Origin of the sequence: Pseudomonas sp. ICMP22404 (assembly GCF_006227205.1) — a bacterium.
Classification (GTDB): Bacteria; Pseudomonadota; Gammaproteobacteria; order Pseudomonadales; family Pseudomonadaceae; genus Aquipseudomonas.
The window spans coordinates 140978-166009 of the sequence record NZ_VCNG01000008.1 but is presented as its reverse complement, the minus strand read 5'-3'; the positions used below and the strand labels follow the sequence as shown (position 1 = coordinate 166009).

Annotated in this window: 26 protein-coding genes, 2 tRNA genes and 1 pseudogene; 21 read left to right on the top strand and 8 right to left on the bottom strand. The window is 59.0% G+C overall.

The features are described from left to right. Window positions 1-105: 105 nt before the first annotated feature. The 7 genes from FGE05_RS15915 to FGE05_RS15885 all read right to left on the bottom strand — a co-directional run bounded on the left by FGE05_RS15915 (window position 106) and on the right by FGE05_RS15885 (window position 5924). Entirely contained in the window at window positions 106-852 is a 747-nt protein-coding gene (locus FGE05_RS15915) for an ABC transporter substrate-binding protein (protein WP_139646388.1), read from the bottom strand. Between the two features lie 63 nt (window positions 853-915). Next, window positions 916-1686, bottom strand: a complete 771-nt coding sequence (hisF, locus tag FGE05_RS15910; protein ID WP_041024709.1) for an imidazole glycerol phosphate synthase subunit HisF — start codon at window positions 1684-1686, stop codon at window positions 916-918. Between the two features lie 9 nt (window positions 1687-1695). Beyond that, window positions 1696-2433 carry a 1-(5-phosphoribosyl)-5-[(5-phosphoribosylamino)methylideneamino]imidazole-4-carboxamide isomerase gene (hisA, locus tag FGE05_RS15905; protein ID WP_139646386.1) on the bottom strand — a complete coding sequence of 246 codons (738 nt, stop codon included), beginning with the start codon at window positions 2431-2433 and terminating at the stop codon, window positions 1696-1698. 42 nt (window positions 2434-2475) lie between these two features. Beyond that, window positions 2476-2730 carry a DUF2164 domain-containing protein gene (locus tag FGE05_RS15900; protein WP_033034336.1) on the bottom strand — a complete coding sequence of 85 codons (255 nt, stop codon included), beginning with the start codon at window positions 2728-2730 and terminating at the stop codon, window positions 2476-2478. Continuing rightward, window positions 2730-3368: an imidazole glycerol phosphate synthase subunit HisH gene (hisH, locus tag FGE05_RS15895; protein WP_139646384.1), complete on the bottom strand. Its 639-nt coding sequence runs from the start codon at window positions 3366-3368 to the stop codon at window positions 2730-2732. The genes FGE05_RS15900 and hisH overlap by 1 nt, the downstream gene beginning before the upstream one ends. Continuing rightward, window positions 3368-3961 (bottom strand): imidazoleglycerol-phosphate dehydratase HisB, encoded by a 594-nt coding sequence (hisB, locus tag FGE05_RS15890; protein ID WP_024778052.1) that lies wholly within the window; start codon window positions 3959-3961, stop codon window positions 3368-3370. Before hisB ends, hisH begins: the two co-directional genes overlap by 1 nt. A 301-nt stretch (window positions 3962-4262) precedes the next feature. Continuing rightward, on the bottom strand, window positions 4263-5924 hold the full coding sequence (locus FGE05_RS15885; RefSeq protein WP_139646382.1) for an OFA family MFS transporter: 1662 nt from the start codon (window positions 5922-5924) through the stop codon (window positions 4263-4265). Window positions 5925-6185: 261 nt separating this feature from the next. On the opposite strand from FGE05_RS15885, the gene panM reads away from it, so the two are divergent. The 9 genes from panM (at window position 6186) to FGE05_RS15840 (ending at window position 13225) form a co-directional block, all read left to right on the top strand. After that, window positions 6186-6584, top strand: a complete 399-nt coding sequence (gene panM / locus FGE05_RS15880; RefSeq protein ID WP_139646380.1) for an aspartate 1-decarboxylase autocleavage activator PanM — start codon at window positions 6186-6188, stop codon at window positions 6582-6584. 92 nt (window positions 6585-6676) lie between these two features. After that, complete coding sequence (locus FGE05_RS15875) at window positions 6677-8902, top strand: AsmA family protein (RefSeq protein WP_139646378.1); 2226 nt, start codon at window positions 6677-6679, stop codon at window positions 8900-8902. Continuing rightward, on the top strand, window positions 8899-9966 hold the full coding sequence (gene mutY, locus FGE05_RS15870; protein WP_139646376.1) for an A/G-specific adenine glycosylase: 1068 nt from the start codon (window positions 8899-8901) through the stop codon (window positions 9964-9966). The genes FGE05_RS15875 and mutY overlap by 4 nt, the downstream gene beginning before the upstream one ends. Continuing rightward, window positions 9963-10235, top strand: a complete 273-nt coding sequence (locus FGE05_RS15865) for an oxidative damage protection protein (RefSeq protein WP_024778047.1) — start codon at window positions 9963-9965, stop codon at window positions 10233-10235. The genes mutY and FGE05_RS15865 overlap by 4 nt, the downstream gene beginning before the upstream one ends. 102 nt (window positions 10236-10337) lie before the next feature. Continuing rightward, a tRNA-Phe gene (locus tag FGE05_RS15860) sits at window positions 10338-10413 on the top strand. A gap of 123 nt (window positions 10414-10536) precedes the next feature. Next, window positions 10537-10866, top strand: coding sequence for a DHCW motif cupin fold protein (locus tag FGE05_RS15855; protein ID WP_055136766.1), 330 nt, complete (start codon window positions 10537-10539; stop codon window positions 10864-10866). Between the two features lie 65 nt (window positions 10867-10931). Next, window positions 10932-11339: a hypothetical protein gene (locus tag FGE05_RS15850; RefSeq protein ID WP_055136767.1), complete on the top strand. Its 408-nt coding sequence runs from the start codon at window positions 10932-10934 to the stop codon at window positions 11337-11339. Between the two features lie 239 nt (window positions 11340-11578). Continuing rightward, window positions 11579-12637 (top strand): YhcG family protein, encoded by a 1059-nt coding sequence (locus FGE05_RS15845; RefSeq protein WP_139646374.1) that lies wholly within the window; start codon window positions 11579-11581, stop codon window positions 12635-12637. Between the two features lie 141 nt (window positions 12638-12778). Further along, window positions 12779-13225, top strand: a complete 447-nt coding sequence (locus FGE05_RS15840; RefSeq protein ID WP_139646372.1) for a hypothetical protein — start codon at window positions 12779-12781, stop codon at window positions 13223-13225. A 9-nt stretch (window positions 13226-13234) separates the two neighbouring features. Here FGE05_RS15840 and FGE05_RS15835 read toward each other — a convergent pair whose 3' ends face one another. Continuing rightward, window positions 13235-13684, bottom strand: a complete 450-nt coding sequence (locus FGE05_RS15835; RefSeq protein ID WP_139646370.1) for a carboxypeptidase regulatory-like domain-containing protein — start codon at window positions 13682-13684, stop codon at window positions 13235-13237. A gap of 174 nt (window positions 13685-13858) precedes the next feature. On the opposite strand from FGE05_RS15835, the gene vapB reads away from it, so the two are divergent. From vapB to FGE05_RS15770, 12 genes and pseudogenes are all read left to right on the top strand, one after another. Beyond that, window positions 13859-14089, top strand: a complete 231-nt coding sequence (gene vapB / locus FGE05_RS15830; RefSeq protein ID WP_139646368.1) for a type II toxin-antitoxin system VapB family antitoxin — start codon at window positions 13859-13861, stop codon at window positions 14087-14089. Continuing rightward, window positions 14090-14506, top strand: a complete 417-nt coding sequence (vapC, locus tag FGE05_RS15825) for a tRNA(fMet)-specific endonuclease VapC (protein WP_139646366.1) — start codon at window positions 14090-14092, stop codon at window positions 14504-14506. It abuts the gene before it with no gap. A 277-nt stretch (window positions 14507-14783) separates the two neighbouring features. Then, complete coding sequence (locus FGE05_RS15820; protein WP_024778039.1) at window positions 14784-15557, top strand: ABC transporter ATP-binding protein; 774 nt, start codon at window positions 14784-14786, stop codon at window positions 15555-15557. 13 nt (window positions 15558-15570) lie between these two features. Continuing rightward, the gene (locus FGE05_RS15815) at window positions 15571-16326 is read left to right on the top strand and encodes an ABC transporter substrate-binding protein (protein WP_139646364.1); all 756 of its coding nucleotides are present in this window, start codon (window positions 15571-15573) and stop codon (window positions 16324-16326) included. Window positions 16327-16404: 78 nt separating this feature from the next. Further along, window positions 16405-17100, top strand: a complete 696-nt coding sequence (locus tag FGE05_RS15810; protein ID WP_139646362.1) for an ABC transporter permease — start codon at window positions 16405-16407, stop codon at window positions 17098-17100. Then, window positions 17097-17786 carry an ABC transporter permease gene (locus FGE05_RS15805; RefSeq protein WP_041023462.1) on the top strand — a complete coding sequence of 230 codons (690 nt, stop codon included), beginning with the start codon at window positions 17097-17099 and terminating at the stop codon, window positions 17784-17786. Before FGE05_RS15810 ends, FGE05_RS15805 begins: the two co-directional genes overlap by 4 nt. Beyond that, on the top strand, window positions 17767-19020 hold the full coding sequence (locus FGE05_RS15800; RefSeq protein ID WP_139646360.1) for a methyltransferase: 1254 nt from the start codon (window positions 17767-17769) through the stop codon (window positions 19018-19020). The genes FGE05_RS15805 and FGE05_RS15800 overlap by 20 nt, the downstream gene beginning before the upstream one ends. A 416-nt stretch (window positions 19021-19436) precedes the next feature. Continuing rightward, a tRNA-Thr gene (locus FGE05_RS15795) sits at window positions 19437-19512 on the top strand. Between the two features lie 172 nt (window positions 19513-19684). Then, a complete protein-coding gene (locus tag FGE05_RS15790; RefSeq protein WP_139646358.1) occupies window positions 19685-21007 on the top strand; it encodes an integrase arm-type DNA-binding domain-containing protein in 1323 nt (440 codons plus the stop codon). Window positions 21008-21916: 909 nt separating this feature from the next. Continuing rightward, window positions 21917-22897 (top strand): annotated as a pseudogene (locus FGE05_RS15780) (integrase domain-containing protein). Continuing rightward, on the top strand, window positions 22894-23166 hold the full coding sequence (locus FGE05_RS15775) for a hypothetical protein (protein WP_139646354.1): 273 nt from the start codon (window positions 22894-22896) through the stop codon (window positions 23164-23166). The pseudogene FGE05_RS15780 and the gene FGE05_RS15775 overlap by 4 nt, the downstream one beginning before the upstream one ends. Before the next feature lie 453 nt (window positions 23167-23619). Beyond that, the gene (locus FGE05_RS15770) at window positions 23620-24927 is read left to right on the top strand and encodes an ImmA/IrrE family metallo-endopeptidase (RefSeq protein ID WP_139646352.1); all 1308 of its coding nucleotides are present in this window, start codon (window positions 23620-23622) and stop codon (window positions 24925-24927) included. Window positions 24928-25032: the final 105 nt, after the last annotated feature.

Sequence of the window (25032 nt, the reverse complement as noted above, 5' to 3'; positions counted from 1 at the left end):
CTCGCTCCCACAGGAAATTGTGGTTGGTCGCAAATGCTGTATCCGCCATAGACCCCTGTGGGAGCGAGCCTGCTCGCGATGGGGCCAGACCGGCTAGCGCACGGCTCAGAGATACCGCGCCATGATCGCGTCCACCATCCCTTCCTTGCGCAGCTCATCCAGGGCTTTTTGAAGCCGTGCGACCACGTCATCGGGCACGTCCTTGTTCAGCGCCAGGTACAACTCGGCACTGTTGAATCGCAGCACGGTCTTGAGATCGTCCACGCCTTCCTGACGGGCCAGGTAGCGACCGGCCGGATCGCCAGTGGCCCACAGGTCGATCTGACCGTTGACCAGTTTCCTGGCGTTGTCCTGGTCGCGCAGCACGACTATTGGCTTCAACCCTTGCTTGTCCAGTGTTTCGGCAATGGCGTCACCTTTGTAGGCGCCGATTCTGTATGAGCGCGCCTGCTCCAATGAGTCCAGGGCAATCTTGCTGTCCGCCCTGGCAAGCATGATCCAGTCGTCCGGACCGATGGGGCCGACCCATTTGAAAAGCGCTTCCCGCTCCGGCAACCGCGCCATGACAAATACACCGTAGCCGGGATTTTCCAGGGCGAGTTTGTAGATGCGCTCCCAGGGAAAGCGCAGCGTCAGGCTGTAGCTGATATCGGCGCGCTTGAAGATCTCGCGGACGATGTCCACGGCAATACCATGGATGTTCTCGTCCTGGGCGAAGTTCTTGCCGTTCTTGGCCATGTTGTACGGCGGAAAGTTTTCCGTGAGCAGCACCAGCGATGTATCGGCAGCGCGGGCGGTCCCTGCGAGCAGCAACGTGGCGCTGGCAAAGGCAAGAACGAGGCGTTTGAACATGTCGGGCTACCGCAATCCATGGTGTGCCCAAGAGTGCCTTGGGCCCGCCATGGTGTCCAGCGATCAGCGAATGCAGATACCGCGCTGCGCCATGTAGGCCTTGGCCTCCGGCACGGTGTATTCGCCAAAGTGGAAGATGCTCGCCGCCAGCACCGCGCTGGCGTGGCCTTCGAGAATGCCGTCGGCCAGATGTTGCAGGTTGCCGACCCCGCCGGAGGCAATCACCGGGATCCCCAGGGCATCGCTGATGGCGCGGGTGACGCCCAGGTCGAAGCCGTTCTTCATGCCGTCCTGGTCCATGCTGGTCAGCAGGATTTCACCGGCGCCCAGGCCTTCCATCTTCTTCGCCCACTCAACGGCGTCGAGGCCGGTTGGCTTGCGGCCGCCGTGAGTAAAGATTTCCCAGCGCGGAGGCTCGCCCGGACCGGAAACCTTCTTCGCATCGATCGCCACGACAATGCACTGCGAGCCGAAACGCTCGGCGGCCTCGCCGACGAATTCAGGATTGAAGACGGCCGCAGTGTTGATGGACACCTTGTCCGCACCGGCGTTGAGCAGGTTGCGGATGTCTTGTACGGTGCGCACGCCACCGCCCACGGTCAGCGGGATGAAGACCTGGCTGGCCATGCGCTCGACGGTATGCAACGTGGTATCGCGGCCATCGACGCTGGCCGTGATGTCCAGGAAGGTAATCTCGTCCGCGCCCTGTTCGTCGTAGCGACGGGCGATTTCCACCGGGTCGCCGGCGTCACGGATGTTCTCGAACTTGACGCCCTTGACCACCCGGCCGTTATCCACGTCCAGGCAAGGGATGATGCGTTTGGCCAGCGCCATGATGAGTCCTCAGCCTGTGTAGGAATCGCAGAAGGCCTGGGCCTCGGCGACGTCCAGGGTGCCTTCATAAATCGCGCGACCGGTGATCGCACCGATGATGCCGGGCGCCTTGGCGTCGAGCAGCGTCTTGATGTCGCCCAGGTTGTGGATACCACCGGAAGCGATGACCGGGATCTTCGTGGCGGCGGCCAGGGCGGCGGTGAACGGGACGTTGCAGCCCTGCATCATGCCGTCTTTGGCGATGTCGGTGTAGACGATGGCAGAGACGCCGTCAGCCTCGAAGCGCTTGGCCAGGTCGATCACCTGCATGGTGCTGACTTCGGCCCAGCCGTCAGTGGCGACGAAACCGTCCTTGGCGTCCAGGCCAACGATGACCTTGCCCGGGAAGGCGCGGCAGGCTTCGGCAACGAACTCAGGTTCCTTGACAGCCTTGGTGCCGATGATCACATAGCTGACGCCGGCCTTGACGTAGTGCTCGATGGTTTCCAGCGAACGAATACCCCCGCCGATCTGGATCGGCAGGTTCGGGTAGCGCCTGGCGATGGCGGTAACTACTTCACCGTTCACCGGCTGCCCTTCGAAGGCGCCATTCAGGTCGACCAGATGCAGGCGACGGCAGCCACCTTCCACCCACTTGGCGGCCATGCTCACCGGATCATCGGAAAATACCGTGGAGTCTTCCATCCGGCCCTGACGCAGACGTACGCAAGCGCCGTCCTTGAGATCGATAGCGGGGATAATCAGCATCTGGCAAACCTTCAAATACGAATGTTCAGCTTGGCTCGGGAATCAGTTTTTCTCGAGCGCCCACAGGTCGCTTTCGATGCTTTCGAACCTTTCCTTAAGGTGCGCCTGCACGTCGAAAATCGCCCTGTTGTAATAGTGCGGAGCAATTTCGCGGGTAAACAGGTCAAGAATTTCCGCCGCCTCGAACGAACCCAGGTCCAGTTCGAAACGATCCTCCATGAACCGCTGGATCTTGCGATTCGCCTCACTTTCCTGCTCGGGGGTGAGGGTCAGGATTGGCGGTTTCTTGCGTGCCATTACCAGCGACCGTCCCACGCCGCGAAATTCTGCAGCAGTTGCAGGCCATGGGTATGGCTCTTCTCCGGGTGGAACTGCACGGCGAATCGCGCCCCATCGGCCAGGGCTGCGGCGAAATCGACGCCATAGTGACCGCTGCCCACCACCTGCCGCGCATTGCCGGCCGCGATGTAGTAGCTGTGCACGAAGTAGAAGCGCGCCAGGTCCGGAATGTTGTGCCACAGCGGATGATCCACCGCCTGTTTCACTTCGTTCCAGCCCATGTGGGGGACTTTCAGGTGTTCGGCATCTTCATGCAGGTCCTTGCCGAAGAACTTAACCTGGCCCGGGAACATGCCGATGCAATCGACACCGCTGTTCTCTTCGCTGCGCTCGAGCAATGCCTGCATGCCCACGCAGATGCCAAGGAACGGACGGTCCTGGCTGACTTCGTGGACCAGCGAGTCGAAGCCCAGGCGACGGATCTCGGCCATGCAATCGCGAATAGCTCCGACGCCGGGGAATACCACCCGGTCGGCTTCGCGAATCACGTCGGCATCGCTGGTGATCAGGACCTTGCCGGCGCCCACGTGCTCGAGGGCCTTGGCCACCGAGTGCAGGTTGCCCATACCGTAGTCGATAACCGCAACCGTCTGCATTACAGGACGCCCTTGGTGGAAGGCATCTGCCCGGCCATGCGGTCATCGAGCTCAACGGCCATGCGCAAGGCGCGGCCGAAAGCCTTGAACACGGTTTCGATCTGGTGGTGGGTGTTATGCCCGCGCAAGTTGTCGATGTGCAGGGTCACGTTGGCGTGGTTGACGAAGCCCTGGAAGAACTCCTGGAACAGGTCGACGTCGAAGCCGCCGACGGTAGCGCGGGTGTATGGCACATGCATCTGCAAGCCCGGACGACCGGAGAAGTCGATGACCACCCGCGACAGCGCTTCATCGAGCGGCACATAGGCGTGGCCGTAGCGACGGATGCCCTTCTTGTCGCCGATGGCCTGGGTGAAGGCCTGCCCCAGGGTGATACCGACGTCTTCCACCGTGTGGTGGTCGTCGATATGCAGATCGCCCTTGCTGACGATGTCCAGGTCGATCAGCCCGTGACGGGCGATCTGGTCCAGCATGTGCTCAAGGAAAGGCACGCCGATATCAAACCGGGCCTTTCCGGTGCCATCCAGGTTGATCGAGGCTTTGATCTGGGTTTCCAGAGTGTCGCGCTCGACAGACGCCTTACGTTCGGCCATCACCAGCTCCGCAAAATCATTGGGCGAAAAAGGCAGCCATTATAGGGGCGCGAGCGACAAACAGAAACACGAGAGACGATATCACTGACGGGCTGAATCCTGCGCCGCCGGCGATAGACATGTCCATACAAGTGAGGGATGCAGTTTTTTGCCATCAGCCAGAAACAAATGTGGGAGCGAGCCTGCTCGCGATAGCGGCGGATCAGTCAACAATGACTCGACTGACACACCCCATCGCGAGCGGGCTCGCTCCCACAGGGCTCACCCGAAACCGATGGCTCCGGGATCACCTCGGTGTTGCTTAGTGGAACAACACCGCCGTCTTCTGCAGGGTCACCCACACACCCCACGCCAACGGAATACCCACCACCAGCCAGGCGGCGACCGCCATGAGCTTGGTGCCCGGTGCGGCTTTCCACTCCAGAGAAGTGGTGCTGTCGGCACCCTTGTCATGGCCCAGCGCCTGTTCGGCAGCCAGTTCTGCGTCGGTCATGAAGTACTTGTCGGCGACCGGGCGAACCATCAGGTTGCACAGGAAGCCCAGCACCAGCAGGCCGGAGAGGATGTACAGGGTAATGTCATAAGCGGCGGCGCGTTCAACGCCGATGCTCAGCTGATATTCACGCAGGTAGTTCACCAGAACCGGACCCAGCACGCCGGCCGCAGCCCAGGCGGTCAACAGGCGACCGTGGATCGCGCCAACCATTTGCGTACCGAACAGGTCGGCCAGGTAGGCCGGCACCGTGGCGAAACCGCCGCCGTACATCGACAGGATGATGCAGAACGCCGCCACGAACAGGGCGACACTGCCCAGGTGACCGAGGTTCGGGATCAGCGAGTACAGGGCAACACCCAGGGCGAAGAACACGAAGTAGGTGTTTTTACGGCCCAGGTAATCCGAGAAGGATGCCCAGAAGAACCGCCCACCGATGTTGAACAGGCTCAGCAGACCGGTGAAGCCGGCGGCGATGGCGGCGATCTGGGCCAGCTGCGTGGCATCCAGTTGACCGAAAGGCAGATCGTTGCCGAGCAATTTACCGCCGAACACTTCCTGCAGCAGCGGCGACGCCATGCCCAGGATGCCGATACCGGCGGATACGTTCAGGCACAACACCAGCCACACCAGGCGGAACTGCGGGGTTTTCCAGGCGACGTTCACGTGAACGTGGCGATGGGTGATCATCGCGTTCGCGGCTTTCTTCGGAGCCGGCGTCCAGCCCTCGGGCTTCCAGCCGGTCGGTGGCACGCGGTACGACAAGGCACCACCGATCATGAACACGAAATAGATCGCAGCCATGACCAGGAAGCTCTGCCATACGCCCACGCTGGTTGGCGAGGCGAAATGGTTCATCAGCGCTGCTGCCAGCGGGGCACCAACCATCGCACCGCCACCAAAGCCCATGATCGCCATGCCCGTCGCCATGCCGCGCTTGTCCGGGAACCATTTGATCAGGGTGGACACCGGGGAGATGTAACCCAGGCCCAGGCCGATACCGCCGATGACACCGGAGCCGACCCACATCAGCCAGATCTGGTGGGTATAGATACCCAGCGCGGAAATCAGCAGGCCACCGCACCAGCACAAGGCCGACACGACACCGGCCTTGCGTGGGCCAGCGTGTTCCAGCCAGCCACCCCAGATGGCTGCCGAGCAACCCAGGAAGATGAAGAACAGGGTGTAGATCCAGCCGAGCATCGAGATCGGCCAGTCGCATTGAGACGAAAAGACTTGCGAGATGAAGCTCATGTCCGGTGCGCAGGCTACCGGCTTGGTGATGCCCAAGGCCTTGGACAGTGGCAACCAGAACACCGAGAAACCGTAGGCCATGCCGATGCAGAGGTGAATGGCCAGCGCGGCCGGTGGAACCAGCCACCGATTGAAGCCGGACTTGGCGATGATACGTTCCTTGGAGAGGAACGCGGGCTGGTCGGCAGTGCCGTCCGCCGTAATGCTCGTGCTCATTGTGTATCCCCCAGTTGTTAGAATGGTTCGCCAGCCACGCATCACCCTCAGCCTTATTTGCACGCAGGCATGACTGTATTGTGCGGTGAAGCTCCCTGTTGGTGTGACATCAAGTCGCAGAAGGACGGGCGAACGGGTAAAGGTTACCATTTGCTCGCGACAGAAAAACCAAAGTGATATCACCTTTTTCATGTCATTTGTCTTATCGCGTCCTTGTTTGCTTTCTGTAGGGCGAAAGTCATTTATTTTTCAGGAATTTCCATGCCCATTGTTGTCGAGCACCTGATTGAAGCCACCGGCCAGGATCGGCAGGACCTGCACAAAATCTACCTGGACGCCCCGCCCTGGCTGCTCGAGCCGTTCAACGATGCCACGCACCTGATCCAGGATTACCTGCAAGATGGCTCATTGATCGCGGCTCGCTTCAACGATCGACTGCTCGGTGCCGCACGCCTGCAACGGCACCAGAACGCCTGGCACTTGTCCCAGATATGCGTGCGAAGAGTAACCCGTCGCCGTGGCGTAGCTGAGCGACTGGTCAGCGAAGCGCAGCGGATGGCCCGGCAAGAGGGCGCCGAGCTGCGGTTGCTGGCCCCGGCCGGGCACTTGATGGCCCAGGCCCTGGCAGCCAAATTGAAGCTGGCGCTGGACGAAAGTTGAGCATCAGGGGAAATGATCGCCCCAACGCACCAGCAATCCACAGCGTTATACTCGCAGGCTAAATTCTGAACTCAACCTACAAGGACTCGCCCATGAAAGCGTTCGGCAAAATCCTGGGTCTGGTACTTCTCGGGCTGTTGCTGATCATTGTGGCCTTGGGCTTTGCCCTGACCCACCTCTTCGATCCCAACGACTATAAGGAAGAGATCCGCCAGATAGCCCGCGACAAGGCCCACATTGAGCTGACCCTCAATGGCGACATCGGCTGGAGTCTGTTTCCATGGCTGGGTCTGGAATTGCACGAGGCCAGCGTCGCGACGCTGGCCAACCCGACACAACCTTTCGCCGACCTGCAGATGCTCGGTCTTTCGGTGCGGGTCATGCCGCTGCTACGCCGGGAAGTACAGATGAGCGACGTGCGGGTCGAAGGCCTGAACCTGCGCCTCAACCGTGACAAGAACGGCCACGGCAACTGGGAAGACATTGGCAAGGCGCCCGTTTCCACAACGACCGCGGGCACCCCGGCACCGGCCGAGCAACCGGCTCCGCCCGCCAGTGCCCCGGCGGAAAAACCAGCCCAGCCGACCCGTTTGGACATCGACAGCCTGACCGTGAACAACGCCCGGGTCGAGTACACCGACGAGCAGACCGGCAAGCAGTTCAGCGCCGAAAGTATCCAACTGAGCACCGGCCCGGTCCACGACTCCACCAACATTCCGGTCAAGCTGACCGCCTTCCTGTCCAGCAGCCAGCCAGCCGTGCGCGTGCGGACCGAAGTCACCGGCGAACTGCGCTTCGAACGCGCCTTGCAGCGCTACAAGTTCGAAGACCTGAAACTGTCCGGCGAAGTCACTGGCGATCCGCTACAGGGCAAGATCCTGAATTTCAACGCCCAGGGTCAGCTGTTCCTGGACAGGGCCGCGAACGTTGCCGAATGGACCGGCATCAAGCTGTCCTTGAACCAGCTGCGCGCCCTGGGCGAACTGAAGGTCAACGACCTCGACAAGACCCCGCAGTTGAACGGCGGTGTATCGATCGCTCAGTTCGACCTGGCGAATTTTGTCGACAGCATCGGCCAGAAACTACCCGCCATGGGCGAAGGCAGCCTGACCAAGGTCGAACTGGTCAGCCGCATCGCCGGTACGCCCACCAGCGTCGAATTCAACAACATCAATCTGAAAGTCGACGACAGCAGCTTCAGCGGCCGTATCGCCGTGGAAGACTTCGCCAAGCAGTCCTTGCGCGCGCAGCTCAAGGCCGACACGTTCAACGTTGACCGCTACCTGCCGCCAAAATCCACCGAGGCCAACAGCGCCAAGGCCGCTCGCGAGGAGGAGGTCAGCAACACCGAGGCCAGTGCCATGGCCGGCGCCGGCACCACGCCGCTGCCGAACGCTCCGACTCAGGGCGCCTGGAGCAACGACCGACTCTTTCCGGTGGAACGCCTGAGCAAACTGGACCTCGATGCCGACCTGACTTTCGGCCAGCTGACCCTCGACAAACTGCCGATCCAGGACGCGGCCCTCAAGGCCACCGGCCAGGGCGGCCTGTTGACCCTGGAAAACCTGCGGGGTGACCTGTTCAACGGCAACTTCGAGGCCAAGGGCACGCTGGATGTACGCCAGCCCACGCCACAGTTGAGCCTGCAAACCCGGATCAACCGGGTGCCGGCCGAGAAAATCATCGAGAGCCAAGGCAAGAATCCGCCGGTCAAAGGCCTGGTGACACTCAACAGCGTCGTGACCGCCAGCGGCAACAGCCAGAAAGCCCTGATCGACAGCCTCAACGGCAACGCCGGGTTCGTCATCAACGACGGTGTGCTGCTCAACGCCAACCTCGAACAGCAACTGTGCAAGGGCATTGCCCTGCTGAACCGCAAGAGCCTGAGCGGCGAACCTCGGGGCAAGGACACACCGTTCCAGCAACTCGACGGCAACTTGACCTTCCGCAATGGCGTGGCCAGCAACCCGGACCTGAAAGTCCGCATCCCCGGCATGACCGTCAACGGCAACGGTGATATCGATCTGCGCGTGCTCGGCATGGATTACCGTGTCGGCGTCATCGTCGAAGGCGACAAGAGCGACATGCCTGACCCGGCCTGCCAGGTCAACGAACGCTACGTCGATGTCGAATGGCCGCTGCGCTGCCGTGGTCCGCTGGAGCTCGGCGCCAAGGCCTGCCGCCTGGACAACGACGGACTAGGCAAGGTCGCGGCGAAACTGGCCGGCGACCGTCTCGGCGACAAGATCGACGAGAAGCTGGGCGACAAGGTCAGCCCCGAGTTGAAAGACGCGCTCAAGGGGCTGTTCAAACGATGAGAGCCGAGCAGTTTTCCACCGCCGTCCTGGACTGGTTCGACCGCCACGGGCGCCATGACTTGCCTTGGCAACAAGGCATCACCCCGTACCGGGTGTGGGTCTCCGAGATCATGTTGCAGCAGACCCAGGTCAGCACCGTGCTCAATTACTTCGACCGGTTCATGGCCTCGCTGCCCACCGTCGAAGCCCTGGCCGCCGCGCCGGAAGACGAAGTGCTGCACCTGTGGACCGGCCTGGGCTATTACACCCGTGCGCGCAACTTGCAGAAAACCGCGAAGATCGTCGTCGACCAGTACGGCGGCGAATTCCCCCGGGACGTGGAAAAGCTCACCGAACTGCCGGGGATCGGCCTGTCTACCGCCGGCGCTATCGCCAGCATCAGCATGGGCCTGCGGGCGCCAATCCTCGATGGCAACGTCAAGCGGGTACTGGCGCGCTTCACGGCCCAGGAAGGCTACCCGGGCGAACCCAAGGTCGCCAAGCAGTTGTGGGCCACCGCCGAGCGCTTCACCCCCCAGGATCGGGTCAACGCCTACACCCAGGCGATGATGGACCTGGGCGCCACGCTCTGCACTCGCAGCAAACCCAGTTGCCTGCTCTGCCCCCTGAAGTCAGGTTGCGAAGCCCACATGCTGGGCCTGGAAACCCGCTACCCGATCCCCAAGCCGCGCAAGGAAGTCCCGAAAAAACGCACGCTGATGCCAATGCTGGCCAACCGTGAAGGCGCCATCCTGCTTTACCGTCGCCCTTCCACCGGCCTGTGGGGTGGATTGTGGAGCCTTCCGGAACTCGACGACCTCGACGACCTGCAACACCTGGCCCTGCAACACTCCCTGGAACTGGGCAAGCACCAGGAAATGCCTGGCCTGGTACACACCTTCAGTCACTTCCAGTTGGCAATCGAACCCTGGCTGGTCCAGGTTCGGGAAAGCGGCCATCACGTGGCCGAGGCCGACTGGCTCTGGTATAACCTCGCCACCCCGCCGCGCCTGGGCCTCGCCGCCCCGGTCAAAACCTTGCTCGAGCGCGCGGCCGCCGTATTGAACGCAGGAGAGCCGTCATGACCCGCACCATCATGTGCCGTAAGTACAAAGAAGAACTGCCCGCCCTGGAACGAGCCCCCTTTCCGGGTTCCATCGGCCAGGATATCTACGACAACGTCTCGGCCAAGGCCTGGGGCGACTGGCAGAAACACCAGACCCTGCTGATCAACGAAAAACGCCTGAACATGATGAACGCCGACGACCGCAAATACCTCCAGGGCGAGATGGCGAAGTTCTTTTCCGGCGAAGAATACGCCAAGGCCGAAGGCTACGTGCCGCCGTCCGAATAAGCTGTCCGGACCGGGGGCGAATCGTAAGCGACGGTAATAATTAAATATTTTTTGAAAACTTGCTTGACGCCCCCCTGAAAAACCCGTTTAATGCGCCCCGTTGCCCAGATAGCTCAGTCGGTAGAGCAGGGGATTGAAAATCCCCGTGTCGGCGGTTCGATTCCGTCTCTGGGCACCAAATACCGAAAACCCCGATCAAGCAATTGATCGGGGTTTTTATTGCCTGGGTTTATTCCACCGTCTCGCCGACTCAGTTACATTCGCCCCTCGTTGCTCTCCCTTCCCTAACAAACGAGTCGTTATGGACATCACCGGCATCCCCTTCGGCACCACCGACTGGTCAACCATCGAACCGACCGAACACAAAGGCGTCACCGGAACGGCATATTGGCGGACCCGGCAGTTCGGGAACATCCGGGTGCGGATGGTGGAATACACGGCGGGATACCTCGCTGACCACTGGTGCACCAAAGGGCACATCCTGTTTTGCCTGAAAGGTGAGCTGAACACCGAGCTGGAGGATGGACGGCACTTCGTGCTCAAGGCTGGCATGAGCTACCAGGTGGCCGACCAGGCCGAGCCCCATCGTTCTTCGACCTCCCAGGGTGCCACCTTGTTCGTGGTGGATTGAGGTTCGAAGCATTGGCCTTGAGGCTGTAGGATATACAGCCTTAATTCACGTCAGGAATCCGGCCCATGGCATCGGCGAACAAACAGCAGAAACGTAACCAGCGCGCCAAAGCGAAAGCCAAGCAGAACCGCGTTCAACGTGCCGCTGCGCCGAACGACTTCCTGGACCCGAACGATGAGCGCATCGATCTGGAAACGGTGGATCTGTCCGATCTGTTCAACCAGATGCGCATGGCTGAAAAAGTCAGTCAGCAGGCCATGTGCGCGGCCTTCCTCGGGCATCCACTGCTGGCGCTGGTGCTGGAACAGGAAGGTGAGGAAGAAGCCACGGACTTCATCTTTACCGCCTTGATCGAATACCGTCGCCTGACCACAGGAGTTGACGAGCAAACTGCACTGGACTGGGTCGAAAGTCCCCAGTTCCAGGCCGATTACGTCGCAGCATCCCGGCAACTGACGCAAGCGTCTGATTAACTTCGGTGACTACGAGGCTGCCCGGTCAAACTGGGTAGCCTGCGTCAGAACTTTCCGCACACCGACACTTTCTTTGGACAGCGCCTACAGGTTCTGACGCAACAGACATAACGCTGCCTCAAACCGATCCTGCATGTATCTGTCGCTTTTCATCCAGGTCAATCAGCCTCGTCCGGCATCATCGAAATACCGATTGGAGCATCCTTTTCTGGACCGCCCACCACTTCGGCTGATATTCGATGAGTCCACTTTTATCCCAAGACGATCCAAAGCTTGCGCCACTGATCAACGAACTCGGTGAACTGATCCAGCAGGCACGTCGTAAAGTGCTGCGCGCCGTTGATACCCTTCAAGTACAGACCTGCTGGCAGATCGGCCGGCATATCGTTGAATTCGAGCAGCGAGGAGCTGAGCGGGCGGCTTATGGGAAACAACTGCTGCCAATTCTGGCAAAAACACTTACGGCGAAGTTTGGAAAAGGGTTCGATGCCTCGAATCTGCGTTATATGCGGCTTTTTTATCAGGCATTTCCAAAGTGTGACGCACTGCGTCACGAATTGAGCTGGACCCACTACCGCACGCTTCTCCGGGTGGAAAACGATAACGCCCGGCATTGGTACATGAACGAAACCGCCACGCAGAACTGGTCCACCCGCGCCCTGGAACGGCAAATCGGAACCTTCTACTACGAGCGCCTGCTGGCAAGCCGCGACCGGCCCAAGGTGAAGCAGGAGGCCTCGGCCAACCTGAAAGCACTGGATCTCGGCCCCAGGGATATCGTTCGGGATCCGGTCGTCCTGGAGTTTCTCGGACTGCCCAATGCCGGTCTCCTGCTGGAAACCGATCTGGAACAAGCCCTGATCGACCAGTTGCAGGGATTCCTCCTCGAACTGGGTAAGGGCTTCGCCTTCGTTGCCCGTCAGCAGCGCATCAGCACCGAGGGCAAGGACTTCTACGTCGACCTCGTGTTCTACAACTATCTGCTCAAATGCTTTGTGATTGTCGACCTCAAGCGCGGCGAACTCAGCCACCAGGACATCGGCCAGATGGACATGTACGTCCGCCTCTACGACGACCTGAGACGCGGCCCGGATGACAAACCCACCGTCGGCATCATTCTCTGTACGCAGAAGGACGAGTCGGTGGTGCGCTACTCAGTGCTGCAAGGCAACGAACAGCTCTTCGCCAGCCAATACCAACTTGTACTCCCGACAGAAGAAGAACTGCGCAATGAGTTGGATCGTGAGCGTGCCCGACTTGAAGAGCGACCATCGGGCATGCCGGCTGAAGGCCACTGACACCCTGGCGCTGATTCGCGATGCGTTCCAAGGGCATTATCCGAGTCCGAAGCGGTAAACTACCCGCCTCACAGACTACCGACCGTGCCGAAATGGCTTGAGCCGGGGGCTGCCACCTGACGAATTGGAAACCGAAGCCCAATGGCCTCACTGAATAAGCAGCAGAAACGCGCCAAGCGTGCCAAAGACAAAGCCAAGCAGATCCGCATGACCGGGCGTAAATCCATTCCAATGTATGGCGACCCGGCCCACGCCACCGCGCAGCCGCCCGTCTATGTGCTGGAGCTGTTCGCCAAACTGCGTGAAGCCGAAGCCGTCAGCCGAAGCGAATTGCTCGACACGCTGCTTTCTTCCCTGAGCGTGATGATCAGCGAACGTCCGGGCCTGCTGGACCTGAAGAACGCCGAGAACGAAAGCATGGCGGCAACCAACCTGGCCGCCGACATGCTGGTGGACTACCGCATGTGGGTCGACGACATGGACCGCGAAACGGCACAGCGCTGGCTCAGCACCCCTGAATTCATCGAGGACTTCGGCGAAGCGCTGGACCGTTATCGCCAATCGATGGAAGAACCCGCCGGCGAGTAAGTCGACGGGCTATTCGTCACCGTTCCAATGGAACACCAGATTGCGTGCGGCCCCGCTGCCGATGTCGGCGGTGTCGCGGTGCTCTTCACCATTGCGTGTCGCCATCACGGTGTATTTGCCCGGCGGCAGTTGCACATAAACCAGCGGTCCCGCGTCATCCAGCGTCAGCAGTGTTTGCCCCGACGCGTTGTGAATCGTGACGTGCACATCCGGGATGTATTTGTTTTCAGGCCCGACCGCAAAAGTCATGTGCAGGTTGTACCCGTGCGCCTGCCCGATGGCCCGGGCTTCGTCTTCGCCGATACCACCGGACAGGTAGGTGATGCCGTTTTGCTGCAGCGGCTGAACCTGCACGCCGGCGCTGTCTATTGGAGCGAGGTTGGTGGCGTTGAGCATGATGGAAAAAAGTAATACCCCTACGCTCGTGAAGGGCAACAAAAAGCAACGAAAAAGCTTCATGGCGATAACTCCCACGGTTCGCCCATACAGGTTCCCTTTTGATTCGGGTTGCAGTCGTAGGTTTAGATCGATTGGAAGCATCCGCGCCACCGGCAGGCGTCAGAATCGTATATCCCATCGCCATATCCCAGTGGTAGCCTACGCTTGGATTTTTGGATTCGTGGAGGACTCCTGATGGAACAAACCACCCTTTTCATGAGCAACCGCAGCCAAGCGGTCCGGCTTCCCAAAGCAGTGGCGATGCCAAGCGACGTGAAGCGCGTAGATGTAATCGCCGTCGGCAGAGCCCGAATCATTACCCCGGCCGGAGAAGCATGGGACAGCTGGTTCGATGGAGATACCGTGACAGCTGACTTTATGACAGACCGCGATCAGCCCGCCGATCAGGAGCGTGAATCCTTCTAAATGATCAAATTCATGCTGGATACCAACATCTGTATTTTCACCATCAAGAACAAACCCCAGATGGTCAGAGAAGCTTTCAATCTGCATCACGGCCAGCTTTGCATTAGTGCCGTTACGCTGATGGAGCTGATCTACGGCGCAGAAAAGTCTTGCGCCCCAGAAAGAAATCTCGCCGTCATCGAAGGCTTCTGTGCTCGCCTTGAGGTTCTACCATTTGGTTATGAAGCTGCCGCACATACCGGAATGATTCGAGCCGAACTGGCGAAGGCAGGCAAGCCAATCGGCCCTTACGACCAAATGATTGCCGGCCATGCCCGTTCTCTCGGGCTGATCGTGATAACCAACAATCTGAAGGAGTTTGAAAGAGTTCCGGGACTGCGCACCGAAGATTGGACCGTTGTGAAAGGGCCTGAGTAACGCTCATCCGGTTAACCCTTCCAACCCCCGTCCAAAGCTGGCACCATCGCGCCTTTTTTTACGCGACTCCCCGGGATTTTTCACCGGCAAACACGGTTCAAACAGCCGTTCGGTTGTTGATGGCGCGACAGTCTGCTGTGCCGATGCGACAAGCTGCCGCACATCACCGGTTTACCACCCGTAGCGCTGTTGGCGGCCATTCGGACGCATGCTAGCTTGGCCGCCTCGCCAAGGAAGGCTGCCAACAGCAAGGGAGCACATATCATGAGGACCGCACATGGCCCAGGCCACGCCCGCGCTTGAAATCCGCAACCTGCACAAACGCTACGGACAGTTGGAGGTGCTCAAAGGCGTCTCGCTGACCGCCCGCGACGGCGATGTGATCTCGATCCTGGGCTCCTCCGGCTCCGGCAAGTCCACGTTCCTGCGCTGCATCAACCTGCTGGAGAATCCCAATCAGGGCGAGATCCTGGTGGCCGGTGAAGCGCTCAAGCTCAAGGCCGCGAAAAACGGTGAGCTGGTGGCAGCCGACGGCAAACAGATCAATCGCATGCGCAGTGAGATTGGTTTTGTGTTTCAAAACTTTAACCTCTGGCCCCACATGAGCGTGCTCGACAACATCACCGAAGCCCCACGCCGGGTGCTCGGCCAGAGTAAGGCCGAAGCGGTTGAAGTAGCCGAAGCCTTGCTGGCCAAGGTCGGCATCGCCGACAAGCGCCACGCCTATCCTGCCGAGCTGTCTGGCGGCCAACAGCAACGCGCTGCCATCGCCCGCACCCTGGCGATGCAGCCCAAGGTGATCCTGTTCGACGAGCCCACCTCCGCCCTTGACCCGGAAATGGTCCAGGAAGTACTTAATGTGATCCGCGCCCTGGCCGAAGAAGGTCGCACCATGCTGCTGGTGACCCACGAAATGGGGTTCGCCCGTCAGGTTTCCAGTGAAGTGGTATTCCTCCATCAGGGCCTGGTCGAAGAACAAGGATCGCCACAGCAGGTCTTCGAAAACCCGCTTTCGGCGCGCTGCAAACAATTCATGTCCAGCAACCGCTAACGGAGCAGTGCATATGCAGACTTACAAGAAATTCCTTTTGGCCGCAGCTGCCAGCCTGGTGTTCTCGGCCAACGCCATGGCAGCCGAGAAACTGAAGATGGGCATCGAAGCGGCGTACCCGCCGTTCAACAACAAAGACGCCAGCGGCCAAGTGGTGGGCTTCGACAAAGACATCGGCGATGCCCTGTGCGCCAAGATGAAAGTCGAATGCGAAGTGGTCACCTCCGATTGGGACGGGATCATCCCGGCCCTGAACGCCAAGAAGTTCGACTTCCTGATTTCCTCTCTATCGATCACCGAAGAGCGTAAGCAGGCCGTGGACTTCACCGACCCGTACTACTCCAACAAACTGCAATTCATCGCACCGAAGAATGTCGAGTTCAAGACCGATAAGGCTTCGCTCAAAGGCAAGGTCATCGGTGCTCAACGCGCGACCCTCGCCGGCACCTGGCTGGAAGACGAACTGGGCAGCGATATCACTGCCAAGCTCTACGACACCCAGGAAAATGCCTACCTGGACCTGACTTCCGGTCGCGTCGACGCGATCCTGGCGGACAAATACGTGAACTACGACTGGCTGAAAACCGATGCCGGCCGAGCCTATGAATTCAAGGGCGACCCGGTGGTGGAAAGCGACAAGATCGGCATCGCCGTGCGCAAGGGTGACGACGGCCTGCGCAACAACCTGAACGCCGCGCTGAAGGAAATTGTTGCCGACGGCACCTATAAAAAGATCAACGACAAGTACTTCCCGTTCAGCATCTACTGATGCGAATGCGCCTGGTCGGCGCTGCTGCATTGCAGCGCCGACCCTTAGCAAAGCCTGCCGCGATATGAACACATACCCATGATGATCGACCTCTACGGATTCGGCCCGGCGCTTGCCGCCGGCGCACTGATGACCGTCAAACTGGCGCTCTCGGCCCTGTGCCTGGGACTGGTGCTCGGCCTGCTCGGCGCCTTGGCCAAGACCTCTGCCCACAAGCCGCTGCAATGGCTTGGCGGCACCTATTCGACCCTGGTCCGCGGCGTCCCGGAATTGCTCTGGGTGCTGCTGATCTACTTCGGCACCATCAATCTGATGGGAGCCTTGGGCAAGTACTTCGGCAACCCGGACCTGGCCCTCAATCCTTTCTCCGCCGGTGTCATCGCCTTGGGCCTGTGCTTTGGCGCCTACGCCACGGAAGTGTTTCGTGGCGCAATCCTGGCGATCCCCAAAGGTCACCGCGAAGCCGGCGTGGCCTTGGGCCTGTCGAAATGGCGGATCTTCACCAAATTGATCATGCCGCAGATGTGGCGCATTGCCCTGCCGGGCCTGGGCAATCTTTTCATGATCCTGATGAAGGACACCGCACTGGTCTCGGTGATCGGCCTGGAAGAAATCATGCGCCACGCACAGATCGGCGTGACCGTGTCCAAGCAACCCTTCACCTTCTACATGGTGGCCGCGTTCATGTACCTGGGCCTGACAGTCCTCGCCATGATCGGCATGCACCTGCTGGAACGACGCGCCGCCCGCGGCTTTGCCAGGAGCACCCAATGAACTGGGAAGTCATCATCAAGTGGTTGCCGAAACTGGCCCAGGGCGCGACCCTGACCCTGGAGCTGGTCGCCATAGCCGTGATCGCCGGCCTGCTGCTGGCGATTCCGCTGGGCATCGCCCGTTCCTCGCGCCTGTGGTACGTGCGGGCACTGCCCTACGCCTACATTTTCTTTTTCCGCGGCACGCCGCTGCTGGTCCAACTGTTTCTGGTCTATTACGGCCTGGCGCAATTCGATGCCGTACGCAGCAGCGCATTGTGGCCGTACCTGCGGGATCCGTTCTGGTGCGCCACCGCCACCATGACCCTGCACACCGCCGCCTACATCGCCGAGATTCTGCGCGGCGCGATCCAGGCCATCCCCAAAGGCGAGATCGAAGCCGCGCGAGCCCTGGGCATGTCGCGGCCCAAGGCGCTGTTCTACATCATGCTGCCGCGCGCCGCGCGCATCGGGCTGCCGGCCTATAGCAACGAAGTGATCCTGATGCTCAAGGCCAGCGCCCTGGCGAGCACCGTGACCCTGCTGGAACTCACCGGTATGGCCCGCACCATCATTGCCCGAACCTACCTGCCCGTGGAGATCTTTTTCGCGGCTGGTTTGTTCTACCTGGTGATAGCGTTCCTGCTGGTGCAAGGCTTCAAGCAGTTGGAACGTTGGTTACGCGTCGATGCCTGCCAGGGGCGCTGAAACCGACGTGTTGACGGGCGCAGCGCTGCTCGCCCGTTTCATCGAGCTGGATGGATTTCTCACGGCACACCAGAGGCTGTGGAAACCACGCCCGTTTACCCACTTGCAACTGCCTTGGGAAGCGTCCCATCCGGAACTCGCCCAGTGGCTACGCAGGCGCTCGCTGGAAGACGCAGAGAACGACCATCACCAGCCCTGGCTGACTGAACAGGCGCCAGCGCCGTTTCCGGAGCTAGCGACGCTTTCCCACGCATTGAGCACCGTCGCAGCATTACCCGGCAAACAGCTCGAAACACCGACCCAGCGCCTCAAGGTCGACGTGCCCGGTCGCAAGTGGCAGCAGATCGAAGCCTTCGCCAGCCGCCTGCAATTCTCCACCGAACCGACCCATTGGCTCGACTGGTGCGCCGGCAAAGGCCACCTCGGCAGACGCTTGCTGCACGGCGATCAACAGCTGACCTGCCTGGAATACGATCCCGCATTGGTCGTCAACGGCCAGCAACTGAGCCAGCGTCACCACCTGGCCGCCACGCATCTGCAACAAGACGTATTGGCACCGGAGGCGGCCCAAGCGATCCAGACCGAGCACACGCCAGTAGCCCTGCACGCCTGTGGCGACCTGCACGTCCGGCTGATGCAACTGGCCAGCGCCGCCGGTTGCGCCCAGTTAGCTATTGCACCCTGCTGCTATAACCGCATCAACGCTGACCATTATCAGCCACTGTCCAGCGCCGCCCGAGGCTCCGCCCTGCAGTTGTCCGTCGATGATCTCGGCCTGCCACTGACCGAAACCGTTACCGCCGGGGCCCGGGTGCGCAGACAACGAGATCAGTCCATGGCCCGGCGCCTGGGTTTCGACCTGCTGCAACGACAGATCCGAGGCCACAACGACTACCTCCCCACCCCCTCGTTACCCACCGCGTGGCTGGATAAATCCTTCGCCCAGTACTGCATCGATCTGGCAGCCCTGAAAAACCTCTCTATCACCGGCACGCCGGATTGGGCCGCCTTGGAAGCAGCGGGTCATCAACGCTTGATCGAGGTGCGTAACCTGGAACTGGTGCGCGGCCTGTTCCGACGGCCGCTGGAGCTTTGGCTGGCATTGGATCGAGCACTTTTCCTGACTGAAAAAGGCTACGACGTTCGCCTTGGCACTTTCTGCGAAACACCCATTACGCCGCGAAATCTGATGCTGCTGGCAGAGCGTTGCCAAGGTGAAACAGCCTGTGGATAACTCTGTTGATGGAATATGCCGGGATCCAATAAATCCGCGTTTTGTTGAGCAAATCATGACTGGTCATTTTTTGTTCATCAGAATAAAAAACCATTAAAACAGTCATTTGCATGCGAATGAGAAGGCTGTCACAAAATCGCAAGACCCCACCCGTCCAGTCGGGTCCGTTGTGCATAAGCGCTCAAGCAAATGGGCATAACGGTCGAAATCAGGGTAGGAAATGCGCCTGCAATTACATCCCTACCGGCACCAAACAGGTCGAAGCCAGCAACAGGACATCCCGAACAACCGCACCTGCCAGGCCCTGTACAAACCCCGAAAGCTTCCGGTTCGCACCCGACCTACGGTCCTGGCAAAAATAGTCAAAATTCAGGGGTTTACAGAAATCACTCAATCGCTATAATCATCGCCCACACGCCGGTATAGCTCAGATGGTAGAGCAACTGACTTGTAATCAGTAGGTCCCGGGTTCGATTCCTGGTGCCGGCACCATACAAGGTTCCAGAGAAGGCTTTCAAAATCTCTGGAACCTCCGAAAAACCCGCCTTCTGGCGGGTTTTTTCGTTTTGGGGTTCCAACGGTTTCCGTCAGAAACTGGTGGATTCCAACCGTTTTAAGGGTAGAGTTTGGGATACAGGTCACTTCGATAAAAGGGAGTACCCTTATGTCGCGCACCACTGCTCCGCTCTCCGATGCAGCTTGCCGCTTGGCAAAACCTGCAGACCGCGCCTACAAGCTTTTCGACGGCGATGGCCTCTACCTCCTAGTCCAACCCAATGGCCGCAAAGGCTGGCGGCTCCGTTACGTCAAACCTGACGGACGGGAAGGACTGACCTCGTTCGGCAACTACCCCGTCATCGGCCTCGCCGATGCGCGCCGCAAGCGCTTGGAGGTCAAGCGAATGCTGGCGGATGGCATTGATCCCATAGAGACCAAGCATCAAGCCAAGGTGGAAGCCGTGATCAAAGGCAGAACCTTTGAAAGCGTTGCGCTGGACTGGCACGCGGAAATGTCGGCCAAGTGGGCACCAGGCCACTCCAAGACTGTGATGAGCCGCCTCAAAACCCACGTATTCCCGCTGATTGGCGCACGCGCCATTGTTGATCTCGACACCCATGACCTTATGCAGCCCTTGGAAGCGATCAAGAAGCGCGGAACGATCGACGTTGCTTTAAGGGTACAAAACTACCTGCAGAGCATCATGCGCGAGGCAAAGCGCCTCCGGCTTATCACCATAAACCCTGCTTACGATCTCGAAGGCTCGATCAAAGCCCCGCGGGTGGTACATCGCCCCGCTCTACCCTTATCGCGACTGCCGGAACTGCAGGAGCGGATCGACACCTATAAAGGCCGGGCACTTACCCGTCTGACGGTGATGCTGTCGCTGCATGTGTTTGTACGCTCCAGTGAGCTGCGCTTCGCCCGCTGGAGCGAGTTCGACCTCAAGCGCGGCACCTGGGAGATACCGGACACTCGACCCGCGTTGGAGGGAGTACCCTTTTCCACACGGGGTACGAAGATGGCAGGGGATATCCATTTAGTACCCTTATCGCCGCAAGCAGTAGCGCTACTCGAAAAAATCCATGCACTCACAGGTAAATTCGCATTGGTCTTCACAGGGGATACCAAACCCTGGAAGCCCATGTCCGAAAATACCGTGAACAACGCGCTTCGGACGATGGGATACGACACCAAAACCGATATCTGCGGGCATGGCTTTCGTTCGATGGCCTGCAGCGCACTGATCGAGTCAGGATTGTGGTCGGAGACAGCCATTGAACGGCAGATGAGCCACAAGGAGCGCAACAACGTCCGTGCCGCTTACATCCACAAGGCCGAGTTTATTGAGGAGCGCAGGCTGATCATGAACTGGTGGAGCCGGTACCTGGAGGCCAATGGGCAGGAGCATGTCACTCCACACGAATTCGCGAACCAGACAGGAGCGAACGTCACTCGCCTAAAAGCAAAACGTGGCGCGACCGAGTAAGCGCTCGGTCTTCATATCTCAGCGATCCACTTGTCCACGCGGGTCCATCCAAACAGGGCTGCAAAGCCGCCCTGTTTGGATGGACCTCACTTAAAAATCTAAAGTCCACACAACTGTCTGTGGAAAACCACTGATTTCCACCGGTGGATAATTTCATCCACAGCCGCAGAACTCCCGAAAATTGGAGTCTTGACCCAAATTATCCACAGGCGTAGAAAAGATCGGGCAAAGCGCTGTCGTCGACAACAACCCAGATAGCCAGAACCTTTAAGGCTACGCCACACGGTGGTGGTTCTCCCAAAGTGCGATTAGCGTCCGGCGGCTCGCACGGTCACAGCGATGTGATGGATGCCTACTTTTATCAGTGTGCCCACTGCGGCAACTTATCCCCTTTCATAGCTGCCCTGCAGCAACCTATCCGCTTGGCCATTTCATTGCGCCAACCTGCGCCCGTCTCTTTCTCCCGGAAAGAGACGGGCGCTCCTACCACTGCTGCAGCCCACCTCGTACAAGGCATTGCGGCATTTCCCCTCGTGACAATCGGCGTGACAAACACCGAAGTCACCAACAACAGCGACGCAGATGATGGTGCCGCAGCCCAAGGAATGGACTGCACCTGACTGACAGTCAGGCATGCCCCGGTCATCTCTTCACTGCCTTTACCCGACTCAGGATCTCGCGGCGCTGCTCTCGTCAGCCAGCGCTGCCTCCACCCGCCCACTTCCTCGGAAGTGCTCAGGAGGCCAGATCATGAGATGCCCAAGCTCCCGGTCGTAAGGAGCCGTCAGTCCCGCGTTAGTGGACAACCCTCACAGGTCGCAGGGGCCTCGATCCCTGATAACACTCAACATTCGTGGCGGGATGACGTGGGGAAAGTTTCAACGGTTTGGTTTCAACAGGAGTGTGATCATGGCATCGGTAGGTAGACGGGATGGGCGAAATTTTGGCTATGGTCGGCAGCTGAGTTATGCCGGGCCGCAAGCGCTGAAAGATCTGTTTGGCGGCGGGCATTACGGGACGGTCAAGGCGCACAGTGATCGTTGGCAGGCTTTTGTGCGCTGGTGTCGGTCGGAGGATGGGCCGGGGTTTAATGATGCGCGGCAGATTGATCGGCAGACCTTGATGGACTACGCAGGACATCTGCGCCAACAAGTTGACCAAGGTGAACTCGCCATCGCCACCGCGCAAAACCGGCTGTCCAGCGTGAACCGAACCATGGCTGCGCTTCGCGGTGATCAATATATGAAAGTGCCGAGCCCGAGCAAGGCGCTGGGAGTGCGGCGCACCAGTATCCGGATCGTGCCGCCGCAAGGCCAAGACCGCGAACATGTGAAGCGGGTCTTAGAGGCGCTCTATGGACATCAGCAGTCGCGCGCAGCCGCTATCGCATTGTTGGCCCGAGCCACCGGTATGCACTTACGCGAGACGATTTTGGCCGACCTTCCCCGTCTAAAACGTGAAGCCGAGCAATTCGGCAAGATCAACATCCAGGACGGTACCAAAGGTGGTCGTTCAGGCGCGTCAGCACCTCGTTGGATTACGGTAGATGATCATATTCGTGACGCATTGAGGTTTGCCGAACAGGTCTCGCCCGAAGGTAGTCGCAACCTGCTTGCACCGAACGAACGCTACCTCGATTTCTTGCAGGGAATCGTCCGACCCGCACGGGACATCCTCCATAAGCACAACCTCGAAGGCTTCCACGAGTTGCGGGCAGCCTATGCGTGCGAACGCTATGAGCAAATCATCTAGCATCCTGCGCCCATCAACGGTGGCCGTTACTACCAGCTCGACCGACACCTCGATCAGAAGGCCCGGGTGCAAATCAGCTATGAGCTGGGGCACCGTCGTACCGACGTAGTTTCGGCTTACATCGGGGGTCGAGCATGAGTAAGGCATTCGATATAGAGCTGTTCCTGGCGAGCGTCCTAACTGGATCTCATACCACACGCCAACGCCACCTGCGTCAGGCGAAGGCTATCCAAACAGCAATCGCTGATCGCTGGCAACGCGACAATCCATGGGCCTGGCAGCAAAAGCATCTCGCATGGTTTCTGGAAAACCACGTAGGGGACAGGAGTGAAGCCACGCGGTATTACTACAAGCTAACGATCAAGCGGCTGATCTGCCGGCTCGGAAAGTCGTGGTCGTTACCTTAGAGCAAGATTGAGGCGCGGCTGGTTTTGCCGCGTTACTCAGCTTCCCCTCAAGTCATTGGCTATCCATTCTTGAGCGCGCAGATGCCCGAAGAGTCCCGGTCAATATGCTGCACAGTAAGCCATCGATGATGGTTACGCCAAATGCACTCAATAACGTCCATCGAACCATACGAGCAGGATTTCTTCGTCCACGAAATGGTGATGGTACGCTCACACAAAATTCGCTACTGTTGAGTTACCGCTCGTCTGGCGAATCACAAGGTGTAACCTCCATAGTGAGAGGCGACCAGCCTTAGAGACGTTGAGCTTAGCGGGTTTGCTTGAGTTAACCGGTACCTTGGGTTGCTGCAATGGCACCTGCGAAATGCACGTTGAGCACTTCACCTGGCCAGGAGGGCAAGGGACAATGGGAAATCAGCACGACCGGCAATTTCTCTTCGGAAACGATTTCCTATGACCAGAAAATTTAAGTGGACCAACGCATCGGTGCTGTCTTTTGCCGAGGGTGTTAGCCCAGTTGAGGCTATGGAAACAAAAGCCAGGAACTTGGTGCTCCGCGCTATGGATGATGGGTGGGGCGGCCCCCCTTTTGATCCGTTAGCTCTGGCGAAATGGCTAGGTATCCGAACCGAGGCGCGAGGCGACATACCTGATGCCCGTCTATTAGCTTCAGAGGACGGTGGAAGGCATCTCGAGTACAACCCCATGAGACCACGAGGCAGACTTCGATTTTCGATCGCTCACGAAATCGCTCACACGCTTTTTGATGATTGGGATCACGAGGTTCGTCACCGTAATGGAGATACTGCTACTCAGAAAGACAACTGGCAGCTCGAAGTTCTATGCAACATCGGTGCTGCTGAGCTCTTGATGCCGCTAGGAAGTTTTACGGAATTAGCAGGCGAAGAGTTATCCATCCAGAAGGTGATGGATGTCAGGAAGTCTTTTGACGTATCAGTTGAAGCCTGTCTTATTCGCTTAATAAAACTTGCGCGCACCCCGTGTGCCGCTTTCTGTGCGTCCATGCACGATCATGAAACTTATCGCATCGACTACATCATCCCTGCGACAGGATGGGACTGCCCCCTGCCAGTGGGACAATCCTTTTCACACGACGGCCCAGTGGCCGAAGCGAGTGCAATTGGTTTTACCTCTGTAGGTCAAGAAGAAGTTTTGGGCTCAAACTATCGAGTTGAATGTGTTGGGCTAGCTCCCTACCCAGGACAAGTAGTACCACGTGTCGTCGGCTTTTTGACTCCATCACAACCGACAGACTACGAAGCTCTTGTGGTTACTGAGGTAGACGGGGACGCCCTCGTCCCGCGGGGTAGTGGCCCAAAATTGGTAGCTCACGTGATTCCAGACACTAGCTCTACCTGGGGAGGAAATGGTTTCGCTTCTCAGGTCCGCAAGAAATTCCCTCACGTATGGGAACAATTTCGTAGTGAGACTTGCGCACTAGATAAAACGCCTAAGCTTGGACAAGTCTTCGTTGCCAGAATGGGAGAAGGTATCAGCGTCGCCCATATGGTCGCACAGCGAGGCTACGGTGCATCGAAAGGTCAGCGACTCGGCTATGAAGCTTTTGCAAAGTGTTTGTCTGAAGTGCGCGTAAAAGCCCTTGAAATGGGCGCCACAGTGCATATGCCAAGAGTTGGGACAGGCCACGGGGGAGCTAACTGGGAAATAGTCAGAGAACTCATCACTGAAGAGCTTGTTGATAAGGGCGTTCCTACGACAATTTACCGGCTGCCGGTATAACCTTAACAAGACGGCCGACAGGGATGACGGATGAAGCATAGAGCGATTGTGTTATCGGGTCGAGTTTGCGCAGGTAAGTCAACACTTGCCAACCTACTTACAACT